General features: G+C 69.8%; 11 protein-coding genes. 4 read left to right on the top strand and 7 right to left on the bottom strand.

The window, feature by feature from the left end; all coding sequences use genetic code 11:
* The 5 genes from JWN68_RS03060 to JWN68_RS03040 all read right to left on the bottom strand — a co-directional run.
* Positions 1–384: helix-turn-helix domain-containing protein (locus JWN68_RS03060; RefSeq protein ID WP_297734530.1), on the bottom strand; the 384-nt coding region annotated here is incomplete at its 3' end.
* Positions 385–506: 122 nt separating this feature from the next.
* Positions 507–1,493, bottom strand: a complete 987-nt coding sequence (gene holA, locus JWN68_RS03055) for a DNA polymerase III subunit delta (RefSeq protein WP_297734527.1) — start codon at positions 1,491–1,493, stop codon at positions 507–509.
* A gap of 13 nt (positions 1,494–1,506) precedes the next feature.
* Positions 1,507–3,771 carry a ComEC/Rec2 family competence protein gene (locus JWN68_RS03050; RefSeq protein ID WP_297734523.1) on the bottom strand — a complete coding sequence of 755 codons (2,265 nt, stop codon included), beginning with the start codon at positions 3,769–3,771 and terminating at the stop codon, positions 1,507–1,509.
* Between the two features lie 7 nt (positions 3,772–3,778).
* The gene (locus tag JWN68_RS03045) at positions 3,779–4,666 is read right to left on the bottom strand and encodes a helix-hairpin-helix domain-containing protein (RefSeq protein ID WP_297734520.1); all 888 of its coding nucleotides are present in this window, start codon (positions 4,664–4,666) and stop codon (positions 3,779–3,781) included.
* Positions 4,667–4,764: 98 nt separating this feature from the next.
* Entirely contained in the window at positions 4,765–5,631 is an 867-nt protein-coding gene (locus JWN68_RS03040) for a DegV family protein (protein WP_297734518.1), read from the bottom strand.
* Positions 5,632–5,881: 250 nt separating this feature from the next.
* Here JWN68_RS03040 and JWN68_RS03035 point away from each other — a divergent pair, with 250 nt between their 5' ends.
* Positions 5,882–6,598, top strand: coding sequence for a YcnI family protein (locus JWN68_RS03035; RefSeq protein WP_297734516.1), 717 nt, complete (start codon positions 5,882–5,884; stop codon positions 6,596–6,598).
* A 52-nt stretch (positions 6,599–6,650) separates the two neighbouring features.
* A complete protein-coding gene (locus JWN68_RS03030; RefSeq protein WP_297734512.1) occupies positions 6,651–8,276 on the top strand; it encodes a FixH family protein in 1,626 nt (541 codons plus the stop codon).
* Between the two features lie 73 nt (positions 8,277–8,349).
* Here JWN68_RS03030 and leuS read toward each other — a convergent pair whose 3' ends face one another.
* A complete protein-coding gene (gene leuS, locus JWN68_RS03025) occupies positions 8,350–10,851 on the bottom strand; it encodes a leucine--tRNA ligase (protein WP_297734509.1) in 2,502 nt (833 codons plus the stop codon).
* A 254-nt stretch (positions 10,852–11,105) separates the two neighbouring features.
* On the bottom strand, positions 11,106–11,615 hold the full coding sequence (locus JWN68_RS03020; protein WP_297734506.1) for a DUF4870 domain-containing protein: 510 nt from the start codon (positions 11,613–11,615) through the stop codon (positions 11,106–11,108).
* A 193-nt stretch (positions 11,616–11,808) separates the two neighbouring features.
* On the opposite strand from JWN68_RS03020, the gene JWN68_RS03015 reads away from it, so the two are divergent.
* Together JWN68_RS03015 and JWN68_RS03010 are read left to right on the top strand one after the other, a co-directional pair.
* Positions 11,809–13,077 carry an MFS transporter gene (locus JWN68_RS03015; protein WP_297734503.1) on the top strand — a complete coding sequence of 423 codons (1,269 nt, stop codon included), beginning with the start codon at positions 11,809–11,811 and terminating at the stop codon, positions 13,075–13,077.
* 206 nt (positions 13,078–13,283) lie between these two features.
* On the top strand, positions 13,284–13,846 hold a 563-nt coding region (locus JWN68_RS03010), incomplete at its 3' end, for an SDR family oxidoreductase (RefSeq protein WP_297734501.1).

The raw sequence follows: 13,846 nt of genomic DNA, 5'->3' as shown, positions 1-13,846 counted from the left end.
GACCTCGCGTCGTAGCCGCAGGTTCGTGGCCAACTTCGCGCCCCGTGGCTGGCCTCGAGCCCGGTCGGCACGGGCCTGGGCCACCGACGCCTTGTACCCGCGGTAGCCCTGCCCACGCTTGAGCTCGCGGCTCACCGTGGCCGGATCTCGCCCGAGCTCGCGCGCGATCGCTCGAACCCCCAGCCCGGCAGCGTCCAAGCGCATGATCTCCTCACGCTCATCCAGCCACAGGTAACGACCGACTGGCTCGTTGACACGCACGGGGTTCACGCCACCAGCGTCGTAGAAGACCCGCCAGCCCCACCTGGGCGACGCGCCGACCGCGATGGCGGCCCTCGCGACGACCAGACCGGCACGAATCTCGGCCCAAAATCGGCGCTCCACCTCATAAGGCAACGGCGGTTTGACCATCACAACTCCTCACATCAGAGGTGTTGCATCACTACCTAGAACCGAAGGACCCGAGAAGGTGGGTCACTCACCTCCGGGGCGGTTGGTCGGAGGTGTCAGCGACCGGCGCGCAGGCCGGCGACGGTGAGCACGAGCCGCTCGAGGGTGTACGCCGCATCGTGCGCCTGCCCCTTGATGTCGGCGTCCGCGACCGCGACCGCGCGCAAGGCAGCCGAGATCCCCTCGGGCGTCCATGCCCGGGACTGGTCACGGACCTGCCGCACCTTCCACGGGGGAACCCCGAGGTCGCGGGCCAGGTCGCCCTCGCGCATGCCGTTGGGGGCGCCGAGGAACCTGGCCAGGCTGCGCGCCGAGCCCGCCATCGCCGACGTGATCAGGACCGCGGCCGTGCCGCCGTCCATCGCCCAGCGCAGCTCTTCGAGGGCCTGCGCCTTGCGTCCCGCGAAGGCCGCGTCGGCCACCGCAAACGACTTGGCCTCCGCGCGACCGCCGAAGTAGCGCTGGACCTTCTCAACGGTGAGCTGCTCCCCGGGGAAGTCGTTGGTCAGCTGATGTGCCGCAGCGGCCAGCGACCGGAGGTCTCCCCCGACCGCGGTCACCAGGAAGGTCGCGGCGTCGGGGGCGATCTTGGCACCGAGACCGGCGAACTCGGAGGCGACGAAGCGGCTGAGGTCGCCGGGCTTGATCTCCTCCGACTTCACCTCAGTCACGGCCGGCAGCTTGCGCAGCTTGGCCAGCAGCCCGCTGCCCTTCTGTCCCCCACCGTGCACGAGCACCAGCGAGATGTCGTCCACCGGGGCGCTCGCATAGTCGAGGATCCCGTCGTAGCAGTCGTCGGCCAGACCCTCCAGTCCACGGACGACCACGCAGCGGGTCGAGGAGAACAGGGACGGCGCAGCCATCTCGCCCAGGCTGGCCAGCGTCAGCTCGCTGGCGCTGGACTCGGCGATCTCTGCCTCGACATCGAACGCCTTGACGCCCGCGCGCACACCCTGGACGGTGCGTTCGCTGAGGAACTCCTCCTTGCCGGTCACGAGGATGACCCGGCCGAGGACCTGCGCTGCTGCGGGGATGGAAGCCATGGTGTCCCCCACCCTAGCCGCGGGCACGGACAGCGATCCCGTCGTCGGTGCGGAGCACGAGCACGTCGCCGTCGAGGTCGGTTCGGCGTACGTCCGCGCCCGTGGCCGTCAGCGCCGCCAGCAGGTCGGGGGCGGGATGGCCGTAGTCGTTGTCCTCGCCCACAGAGATCAGGGCCAGCTTGGCGTGCAGCCCGGTGAGGAACTCGAAATCCTGACGACTGCTGCCGTGGTGGGGCACCTTGAGCACGTCGACGTGGAGACCCGGGAGGGTACGCCGCAGGGCGAGCTGCCCCGGCGGCTCGATGTCACCGGTCAGGAGGATCCGCACCCCCTGCACCTCCGCCAGCAGTACCACGCTGGCGTCGTTGGCATGGCTGCCGTCGCCTGTCCCCGCCGTGGGGCCATCCGGCAACGGCCACAAGGTCTGCACGGTCACGTCGCCGACCTGTCGTGCCACTCCGTACGCCGCTACGACGGGTGGCGTCGCGACAGCCCGACTCACGGCTGCCGCGCCCTCGGGCGGATCGACCATCGAGGTCACCGCGACTTCACCTGTCGCACGCCCCTCGAGGACCCCGGGCAGCCCGTCGACGTGGTCCGCGTGGAAGTGCGTCATCACGGCGAGCGGGACCCGGGTGATGCCGAGGCGGTCGAGACAGCCGTCGATGAGCTCGGGGTCCGGCCCGGCATCGACGACCACCCCGGCGCGCGCTCCGGCGTTGAGGACGAGTCCGTCACCCTGTCCCACGTCGCACATCGCGAGCACCCAGCCGTCCGGCGGCCAGCCGAGCGTCGGGGGCCGGGTGAGCACCGTGATGACCAGGAGCACGGAGCAGCCGATGCCCGTGACGGGCGAGCGCAGCAGCCGAGGAGCCGTCACGACGAGCAGCAGGCAGAGGACCGTGATGGCGAGGATCGCGACCGGCCCGGTCGCCCACTCCACCGCGGCGGTCGGCAACGAGGCCCCGCGCTGCGCCACCACGACGATCCAGGACACCGACCACGCCGCTGGGGCGGCTACGACCTCCCCCAGCGGTGACCAGACGAGGCCCGCGAGACCCCCTGCCAGCCCCAACACCGTCGCCGGCGCGACCGCGGGCGCAGCCAGCAGGTTCGCGACCACGGCCACCAGGCTGATCTGGCCCGAGATCGCCGTGACGACCGGCGTGCACGCGACCTGGGCGGCCAGCGGCACCGAGACGGCCTCCGCCACCCAGCGCGGGAGCCAACGGCACATCGCGTCGCGCCACACCGGTGCCAGGAAGAGGATGCCGGCGGTCGCCAGCACCGAGAGCGCGAACCCGGCGCTCACGGCGAGCCCTGGATCGACCAGCAGCAGGGCGAAGACCGCGGCCCCGAGACACCTCGTGCCGCGCCCACGGCCGTTGCTGCCCATCCCGATCAGCGCAACGGTCCCCATCGCGGCGGCGCGCACGACGCTCGGCTCGGTCCGCGCGATGAGGACGAACCCCACGATGCCCAGCGCGGCTGCGGCGTACATCCACCTGCCCCGTACCCCGCACCACCGGCCAAGGACCAGCACGAACCCGACGAGCAGGGTGAGGTTGGTGCCCGACACGGCCAGGAGATGGGTCAGGCCGGTCGTCCGGAAGTCCTCAGCGAGCACAGGGTCCAGACCGCTGTCATCGCCCACCACCAGCGATGGGACGAGCTCACGCGCGTGCCGGCCACGCGGCTCCACCGCGTCGCGGATCGACCGGCGAACGGCGGCCGCCCCCCGCCACCAGATGTCCGGTCCCTCCTCGACCGTCGGCGGCCCTGTGACCGCAAGCACCCCGAGCACCTGCGGGCCGCGTCCGTCGTCGGGAGCCAGGCGACCCGTGACCGAGACGGAGGTCCCCAGTCGTACGTCGAGCCAGCTGTCGTCGGCCAACACCACGATCGGCGCCCGCAGGGAGTACGACGCCCCGCGACCATGCACCCGCTTCAACACGCCTCGCACCACGACGATGTCGCCGAACCGTCCCGGGACCAGCCGTGGATCGCTGCTGACCTCGAGCTGTGCGTCCACCACCGCCCTCCCGCCGACGAGGTCGGCGACCGGGCCGACCCCGTAGGACGCCACCCGCAGGGTCGCGACTCCCAGCACGGCAAGCGCCGCCAGGGCGCACGCGACCCAGGTCCGCGACCGAAGGGCGGCGGCCGCCCCGAGGCACCCCACTGCGATCACCAGGCTCAACCAGCCAGGCAGCCTCGCAGCTGCCAAACCACCGAGCCAGGCGCCGGCACCCAGCAACGGCAGCCGGAGATCGCTCACCCCCGCGTCAGATCGTCACGTGCGGAGCGATCTCGGCCAGCGTCGCGTCACCGATGCCGCTGACCTCGAGCAGCTCGTCCACCCGGGTGAAGCCTCCGTTCTGGGCCCGCCATTCCACGATGGCCTGCGCCGTCACTGGTCCGACACCGGGCAGGGTCTCGAGCGCGGCGATGTCCGCGGCGTTGAGATCGACCAGGACTCCCGGTCCTCCCGCCGCGACACTCGGGGAGCCAAGAGAACCGGCCACGCCTGCCGCGACAGGCACCCCGACCAGGATCTGCTCGCCGTCGACCAGCGGTCGCGCCAGGTTGAGAGAGGCCAGGTCGACGCCGCGGCGTGCCCCACCGGCTGCCTCGACGGCGTCGACCACACGCGAGCCGGGCGGCAGGACCGCGATCCCGGGGCGCTGCACCTTGCCGGCGACGTCGACCGTCACCTCACCGCCGGTCGTTGCCGGCGATCCGGTGGCCGTGGGCGACCCCGATGTCACCGGAGGCACCGACGGCGTGGTCAGCGGTTCACTGGCCCGGACCAACGTCGGGACCGGTTCGGGATCGGACCGCACGGCCAGCCACGCTGCCATCCCCACGGCAAGTGCGATCATGACTGCGATGACCGCCACGTGCGCACCGGTCAGCGACAGCCGGGCCGGCAGTCCGGGCACGAGCCGTCGCGACGCGTGCCTTCCGGGCACCGGGACGACCGGCGCTGGCGTCGGATCCCCGCCGGCGCCCGGCGCCTCGTCGGCGTACAGGCCGCGAACCTGCGTGTGGCGATGCGGCACCGGTGGGTCGCCGCGGACCGCGGCGAGCTCTGCGCTGAGCGTCGCGAGTCGACGCGAGACTGCTGCGGCGTGCTCGTCGCTGGTCGTGCTCCGCGGCTGGAGTGGGGGCATGCCTCGAACCTAGGAACGAACCTCGGGTCCTGCCACCACGGGAACGGGTTCCTGTGGACAACTCTCCGGCGCGGAGTTCTCCACAGCCGAGCCGGCGCTCAGTCGCCCGTCAGCCGGGGCGCCACGCATACCGCGACCATGCCCGGTCCGACATGTGCACCGAGGACCGCCCCGAGCTCGCCGCACCAGATGTCGCGACCCTCGAGGCCCTCAGCCAGCCGCTCGGTGAGCTTGGCGGTCAGTTGCTCGGCGCGATCCGGGCTGGCCAGGTGGGCGACGCAGACGTCCACCGAGAGGTCACCGGCTGCCTCGACCGCGAGGTCCTCGAGCCGCGACAGCGCCTTGGCGCCCGTACGAACGCGTTCGAGGTTGGCGACCCTGCCGTCGATGATCCCGAGCAGGGGCTTGACCGCCAACGCGCCGCCGAGGAAGGCGGCAGCCGCACCGATCCGGCCACCGCGACGGAGGTACTCGAGGGTGTTGACGTAGAAGAGGGACCTCGCCGAGGCAGCCCGATCCCGCGCGGCCTGGGCGGCTTCCGCGGCTGACCCGCCGGCGTCCAGGACGTCCGCCGCCGACAACGCCGCGTAGCCCGTCGCGACGCCGACCTGCCGGCTGTCGATGACCGTGACGTTCACCTCGACCTGCTTGGCGGCCAGCTGGGCCGACTCGTAGGTCCCGCTCATGTCGCCCGAGATGTGGATCGACACGATCTCGTCAGCGCCGTCGCGCGCGAGCCGCTCGTAGACCTCGGCCATGGTGGCAGGGTTGGGCCGCGAGGTGCTGACCGGGACGAACTCCGCCAGCGCCTTCGCCACCAGCTCAGGGGTCGCGCCGCCCGCTCCTTCGTCATACACCTGGGCGCCGATCACGACCTGCAGCGGCACGACCACGATGCCGCGCGCCTTCGCCTGCTCAGGCGGAATGCTCGCGGTCGAGTCGGTGACGATCACGGTCCCTGGCACGTGGCAGACCCTAGTGCCCAGCCAGGGTCACGGGTGAGAAGAGCGCCACGTGGTGAGCGGTGGTCGCGCTGGTGGTCGCGTCGTGCTGGGGACGCCGGATGATTGGTGGCCGCTCAGTGCTCGCCCTTCCGCTCAGGGCAGGATGTAGGCGTGACGTGGGAGCCCTCGGGTTCTTCGGCAGTCGTTGGTGCCGAGTTCGACGAGGACAGGCTTGACGCGAGTGAATGGATCCAAGATGCAGACTGCGACCATGACGATGACCGATGCCCCGAACCGGAAGGTTCGCGGGATCCAGAGGTCGCTCCTGGTGGGTCTTGGGCTCGGCGCGATGATGGTCCCGTCAATGGCGTGGGCGCACGTCACCGTGCAGCCTGGCGAGGTTGTGGGGGGTGGGTTCACGGTGGTGTCGTTCCGGGTCCCGACCGAGCGTGACGACGCGAGCACCACGAAGGTCCAGGTGTTGTTGCCCGAGGACCAGCCCATCGGTTCGGTGCGAACGACCTCAGTGCCGGGCTGGGAAGTCACGACGAAGAACCGCACGTTGGACGAGCCCATCGACATGTTCGGTGAGGAGGTCGGCTCGGTCGTTTCCGAGGTGACCTGGACCGCGACGGGCGACGGCATCGCGCCGAACCAGTTCGAGGACTTCGACGTGAGCATGGGTCCGTTGCCGGAGTCCGGTGAGATGGTCTTCGCCGCCATCCAGACGTATTCCTCAGGTGAGGTCGTGAAGTGGAACGAGGTCGCTGTCGACGAGGAGACCGAGCCTGAGCACCCGGCACCTGTTCTGACCATCACCGCCCCGGGGTCGGACGACGTCCCGGAGACGACCGACACGTCCGGTGCGACGGCGGCTGAAGGGGACGAGGACGCAGACGACTCGACGCGATTGCCGTTGGTGGTGTCCGGTCTGGCCCTGCTCACCGCGATCGGCGCACTGGTTGTGGCGCTGAGGCGTCGGGCATGACCTCGGGCGGGGCGCAGACCGTGCGGCTGGCCCGAGTTCACGCACCCGTCCCATGACCACCACCGCGCTTCGTCGAGCCGGGAGCGTGCTGGCCGTCCTGGCCGTCCTCGTCCTGGGACAGCTCGTCGGTGCTGGTCCGGCGGTTGCCCACGCCGAGCTCGTCACCACCGATCCCGTCAACGGTGCCCAGTTGGCGGAGCCACCCCCCGACGTGGAGCTGGTCTTCACCGAGTCGGTCGGGCTCCTCGAGGACGGCATCCGGTTGCTGGACGCGGAGGGTGACACGGTTCCTACGTCCGACCCGGTGGCGGACGGCAGCACCGTGCGGTGGGCCATGCCATCGGACCTGCCCGACGGGGCGTATGTGGTGAACTGGCGCGTCCTCTCCGGAGACAGCCACCCCGTCGCGGGCGCGTTCTCCTTCGGGGTCGGCGACGGCGTCACCGTCACCCCCATGGTTGCCGAGGAGGGTCAGACCCTCGACGCCCCATGGCAGGTCATCGCGACGAAGTTCGTCGGATACTTCGGGTTCACCCTGATCGCGGGGACGGTCGTCTTCGCCGTGTACTGCTGGCAGCCAGCCCGACGCCACTCCCGCATCCACCGGCTCTTCCGGGTCGGCCTCACTGCAGCCGCGATCGCCGCAGTGCTGGCCATGCTCCTCCAGGGCCCCTACGTCTCGGCGCAACCGCTCACCAATCTGTTCGACCGGGCGCTGCTGTCCGAAACCGGACACTCCGACTTCGCAGCGTGGACGCAGATCCGTCTCTTCATCCTGATTGCCATGGCCGCCATCCTGTGGCCCCGAGACGCCTTCGAGAACAAGCTGAACCGCTGGTTCGCCGGGGCAGGCGTGCTCGGCGTCGCAGTCACGTTCTCTGGGACAGCGCACGCCGCGGCCTCGGGTTCATTCATAGAACGTGCTGTCGACTCGACCCACGTGCTCGGCGCAGGGATCTGGGTCGGTGGCCTCATCGCGCTGGCCGTCGCCACCACCGGACGAGGTGAGCGACCCGACACACCAGCCGTCCAGTCCTTCTCGCGTGTCGCCCTGCTCTCCGTCCTTGTCCTTGTCGCCACCGGAACCGTGAACTCCCTGTACCGCCTCGACACCCCTGACTCGTTGTGGCGCTCTGACTACGGACGTCTCCTGGCTCTCAAGATCGGTGTGGTTGCCGCAGCCGTTGGCGTGGCTGCCGCGTCGCGGCGGCGACTCAGCCACGGCGCTGACCGCGTGCAAGGCACGGTCCGGGTCGAAGTGGTGACCACTCTGCTCGTGCTGGCCCTCACCGCAGTCCTGGCCACGGTCAGCCCCCCATCGACTCAGCCAACCGACGCTGCGAGCACGGCAACGGGACCCGTCACCGTCGACCTTGACCTCGACGCCGGAGCATCCGCGCACGTCGAAGTCGACCCCGCCACCGTCGACGGCAGTCGCCTCACCGTGACGCTGCTCAATGCGGACGGTGCACCTCTCGACGCCCGGAAGGTTCAACTCACCGCAACACTCCCCGCGCAGGACATCGGAGCAATCGACATCGCCCTCACCGCGACCGGCGCTGACCACTGGGAAGGCGAGTTCACCTTCCCCTACGCCGGAGAATGGACCTTGACCCTCACCGCCGAGAACGCGCAGCAGGCCGCGGTCGTGACCAGCGGGACCCTCGACGTCGAGTGAGCGGCCCGCAAGGTCGATTCACACGACGATAGCGATGGTCGCCTCGCAGCTCGACCGCTCGTACCTCACGCTCTCACGCTTCGACGACGATGTTGACCAGCTTGGGCGCCTTCACGATGACCTTCCGGACCGGCTTGCCGTCCAGCGCGCGCACGACCGCCTCGTCGCCCAGAGCGGCAGCCTCCAGGTCGGCCTCGGTGATGTCGGGCGACACCTCCAACCGGGCGCGGACCTTGCCCTGGATCTGGACGACGGCCGTCACCGAGTCCTCGACCAGCAGCGCCTCGTCGACGACCGGCCAGCCCACGCGCGCCACGGTGGGCTCGTGGCCCAGCTTCTCCCACATCTCCTCGGCGACGTACGGCGCCACCAGCGACAGCAGGATCGCGACCGCCTCGACCGCCTCGCGCACTGCCGGGTCGGCGGGACCGCATCCGGAGTCGATAGCCTTGCGGGTCGCGTTGACCAGCTCCATCACCCGGGCCACCATCACGTTGAAGCGATAGGCCTCGACCAGCCCACCGGCGTCGTGCACGGTCCGCGCTGTCGTACGGCGCAGCGCCGGGTCGCCGGCGGACACGTCGGCCCCGGGCGTCGAGGTGACGTCGCCCGACAGCCGCCACGCCCGCTGCAGGAAGCGCAGCGAACCGTCAGGCGACATGTTGGCCCAGTCGATGTCGTCCTCCGGCGGACCGGCGAAGACCAGAGTCAGGCGCACCGCGTCCACACCGAAAGCGCCGAGTTGGTCCCCCAGGTCGACCCCGTTGCCCAGGGACTTGCTCATCTTCTTGCCCTGGTTGATGACGAAGCCCTGGTTCAGCTGGGCCGACCACGGCTCGCGGAAGTGGACCAGGCCCATGTCGTTGAGGACCTTGGTGAAGAAGCGGCCGTACAGCAGGTGCAGCACCGCATGCTCGACGCCACCGACGTACAGGTTGCTCGGCATCCACTCGTCGACCTTCGCGCTGTCGAAGGCCTGCGTGTCGTCGTGGGGGGAGCAGTAGCGGAACATGTACCAGGAGGAGTCCACGAAGGTGTCCATGGTGTCGGTGTCCCGGGTCGCCGGACCACCACAGGTCGGACAGTCCACGTTCACCCACTCCTCGGCTCCACCCAACGGCGACGTGCCCTTCGGCTTCAGGTCGGCGCCACGCAGCATCGGCAGGGTCACGGGCAGCTGGTCCTCGGGGACGGGGACCTCGCCGCACGACGAGCAGTGGATGATCGGGATCGGGGCGCCCCAGTAGCGCTGGCGCGACAGCAGCCAGTCGCGCAGGCGGAAGTTGACCGTGCGGCGACCCAGTCCCTGACGCTCCAGGTAGGCGATCGTCGTCGACTTCGCCTTGGCGACGCCCATCCCGGACAGGTCGATCTCGTCGTTGGCGGAGTTGATGGCGGGCCCGTCGCCGGTGAAGGCGTCGCCGTCGAAGTCGGCAGGCGGCTGGACCGTGCGGATGACCGGCAGGTCGAAGACCTGCGCGAACTCCCAGTCGCGCTGGTCCTGGCCCGGCACGGCCATGATCGCCCCGGTCCCGTAGTCGGCCAGCACGTAGTCGGCGGCGTACACCGGAATGTGCGTGCCGGTCAGCGGGTTGGTCGCATGGACGCCCAGGAAGACACCGGTCTTCGGCCGGTCGGTCGACAGCCGGTTGATCTCGGTCTCCTTGCGTACCTCGAGCAGGTAGTCCTCCAGCGCCTCCCGCTGCTCGTCGGTGACCAGGTCACCGGCCAGGGCAGCGTCTGCGGCCACGACCATGAAGGTGGCGCCGAACAGCGTGTCCGGCCGCGTCGTGTAGACCGTGACCGGCTCGTCGCGCCCCTCGATGGTGAAGTCGACGTGCGCGCCCTCGGAGCGGCCGATCCAGTTGCGCTGCGCTGTGACGACGCGGGCCGGCCACGTCTTCTCCAGCTCGTCCAGGCCGTCCAGCAGCTCCTGGGCGTAGTCGGTGATCTTGAAGTACCACTGGGTCAGCTCCTTCTTGGTCACCTCCGCTCCGCAGCGGTCGCAGACGCCGCCGACGACCTGCTCGTTGGCCAGCACCGTCTGGTCGACGGGACACCAGTTGACCGGCGAGTTCTTGCGGTAGGCCAGGCCGCGCTTGAAGAATTCCAGGAACAGCCACTGGGTCCACCGGTAGTAGGTCGGGTCGGAGGTGTTGAAGGTCCGCGACCAGTCGAACGAGGCGGCGTACTTCTTGCACGACTCGATCGACTTGGCGATGTTGGCACGCGTGTAGGTGTCGGGGTGCTCGTCATTGCGGATCGCGGCATTCTCCGCGGGCAGCCCGAACGAGTCGAAGCCCATCGGGTTCAGCACCTCGTAGCCGCGCTGCCACCAGTAGCGCGCCACCACGTCGTGCAGCGCGAACACCTCGGCATGACCCATGTGCAGGTCACCGCTCGGGTAGGGGAACATCGTCAGCGCGTAGCGCTTCTCCCGCGGGCTGTCGTCGTCGGCCCGGAACGGCTGCAGGTCCTCCCAGACACGCTGCCACTTCGTCTCGACAGCCCCGACGTCGTACGTCGCCGCCTGATCGGTGTCCTGCGCCTCGGGTGCCTCGTGCGTCTCGTTCATGGTCTCGTCCCTGTCTGTTCCGGCTCGTGCCCGGTGATCCTGCTGGTCAATGACTGCATCTCGACATGAAAAAACCCCTCGCATGGAGGGGTGGCCGCGCAACGTGGTGAGTCAGCGCGGCTGGCGAAGAAGCAGGAACTGCGGGGTCATGACGACCATGTTAGCGCCGTCGTCGCCCGGCGGGAAACATCCATGCCGACGACCCCGTGGCGCGGGGTCGTCGACGTGGATGGTCCAGCGATCGAGCGAGCCGTCTAGCGCACGAACTTCGGCGTCATGGGCGGGTCCCACCACTCGCCGTTGTTGGCCTTGATGGCACCGAGCACGTGCATCGCGAAGGCGTAGACCAACGCGAGACCGAAGGTGAGGAAGCCGACCAGCACGAACATCAGCGGGATCGAGACCAGCAGGACGATGCCGGTGGTCATCTGGACGTTGAGCGAATTGGCGGCGTGCGCGCGCACGAAGGGGCCGCGGTCCTTGTACATCAGGTAGACGACCAGCGAGCCGACGAATCCCAGGAAGCCGGCCGACAGCACCATCGCGATGAGGGGGACGCCGTGCGCGACGGCGCCGAGGGTCCGCTCCTCGGCGGGCGAGATCGGCTTGGACTGGACGGCGTAGCCGCCCTCGGCGGGGTGGCCCTGCTGACCGACGGGCGGACCGACCGGCTGGGTGGGCGGCTGGGTGGGCGGCTGGTGGCCCGTCTGCCCGCCCTGCGCCGGGTAGGGGTTGGTCGGTTCGGTCGGGAACTGCTCGGTCATGGGGAACCTCCTTGGTGGTCTGCCTCAACTCAACCACGCGCCCGGCCCGATTCCACCCCGGCTCGGGGATGGATCAGGGTCGAATCAGGGACGGAGCGGGGGCGACCCGCCAATGCGTTTGACAGTACGCCGAAGCGTGCCGGATCCTCACGCTACGAAGACTCCTGGAGGGTCCCCCGAAGGAGGATGAGGCATGACCTGGGCAGACGCTGTCCAGCCACTGCGCCAGCGCAACTTCGCGTGGTACTTCGCCTCTCGCACCGTCAACACCCTCGGCAACATGATGGCGAGCATCGCGCTGACCTTCGCCGTGCTCGACATCACCGACTCCGCCGCGGCGCTGGGCCAGGTGCTGGCGGCGCACACGGTCCCGATGATCGTGCTGCTGCTGTGGGGCGGGGTGATCTCCGACCGCTTCCCGCGTGAAGTCGTCATCCAGCTCTCCAACGTCGCCTCGGCGATCACCCAGGGCCTGATCGCGATCCTGGTGCTGACCGGCGATGCCGAGCTGTGGATGCTGGTCGCCCTGTCCGTCCTCCACGGTGCCGTCTCGGCGATCTCCTTCCCCGCCATGGCCAGCCTCCTCCCCCAGCTCGTGGAGCGCCATCAGCTGCAGCCGGCCAACGCGCTGATGTCGTTGACGCGCAACGGCCTCACGGTGCTCGGGCCCACCCTCGGGGCGCTCCTCGTGGTGACGGTCGGTGCCGGCTGGGCGTTGGCGATCGATGCGGCGACGTGGCTCGTGGCGGCGCTGCTCCTCATCCCGGTGAAGATCCCGCGCGCGGAGAAGTCGGGCGACAAGACCAGCACGATCACCGAGCTCCGCGAGGGGTGGTCGTTCTTCATCGGCACCACCTGGTTGTGGGTCGTGGTGCTCGGCTTCGGGTTCCTCAACATGATCCACAACGGCGCGATCTTCGTCCTGGGCCCGGTCATCGCCGAGGACACCATCGGTCGCCAGGGCTGGGGCTACGTGCTGTCCGCCGAGGCCGTGGGCCTGTTGGCGATGGCAGTGGTGCTGCTGCGGGTCCCGATGAAGCGGCCACTCTTCTGGGGCATGCTGTCGGTCTCGCTCCTCTCGATCCCGATGGTGATGCTCGGCGTCGAGCCGCACCTGGTGGCGCTGATCGTGACTGCCTTCATCGCCGGCGCCGGCCTCGAGGTCTTCTCCATGGGCTGGAACCTCGCCATGCAGGAGAACATCGACGACCGCATGCTCTCGCGGGCCTACTCCTACGACGCACTCGGCTCGTTCGTGGCAATGCCCATCGGCCAGCTCGCGTGGGGCCCCCTCGGGGCAGCCTTCGGCAACTCCCGCGTCCTGGTCATCTCGGGCATCGCGTACGCCGCCATCTGCCTGCTCGTCCTGACCTCGCGCTCGGTGCGCGACCTGCCCCGGCGGACAGGACCTCCACCCGTCGAGCCGACGAGTGCCGTCGACGCCGCCGTACCCACGCGGTGAGTGAGCTACATTCTCGGCGCTCAGAAGGTGGCCTTGGCACCGCTCCCCCCGCAACACCCGCACCCCGAACCCCCGAGCGGCGAGTGAGCCACATTGTCGGCGCTCAGAAGGTGGCCTTGGCACCGCTCCCCCCCGCAACACCGGGGGCCGAGCCGCAACCTGGACCCACCACACCGAGACCACGGTGAGGTTCTAGGGTCGAGCCCATGACCACTCCTGACATGTTCCGCCTCGACGGCAAGGTCGCCATCGTCACCGGCGCCTCGAGCGGCATCGGTGTCGCCTTCGCGCAGGGGCTGGCAGAGGCCGGCGCCGACGTCGTGCTGGGGGCGCGCCGCATCTACAAGCTGGGCAGCACGGCCACCCTGGTCGAGGCCGCCGGTCGCAACGCCCTCCCGGTCGCCACCGACGTGGCCGACCCCGCCCAGTGCCAGGCCCTGGTCGATGCCGCGATGGAACGCTTCGGCCGCGTCGACATCCTCGTCAACAACGCCGGCATCGGCACGGCGGTTCCGGCCACGCACGAGACCCCGGAGCAGTTCCGCTCGGTCATCGACGTCAACCTCAACGGCTGCTACTGGATGGCCCAGGCGTGCGGCCGGGTGATGCAACCGGGCTCGTCGATCATCAACATCTCCTCGGTGCTGGGGCTCACCACCGCAGGTCTCCCCCAGGCGGCGTACGCCGCGTCGAAGGCCGGCCTGATCGGGCTGACGCGCGACCTGGCCCAGCAGTGGACCGGTCGCAAGGGCATCCGCGTGAACGCGAT

The sequence above is a fragment of the Nocardioides sp. genome, assembly GCF_025964975.1.
Taxonomy (GTDB): domain Bacteria; phylum Actinomycetota; class Actinomycetes; order Propionibacteriales; family Nocardioidaceae; genus Nocardioides.
Note: the sequence above shows the minus strand (reverse complement) of the source record. Positions and strands in the feature narration are given on the sequence as shown.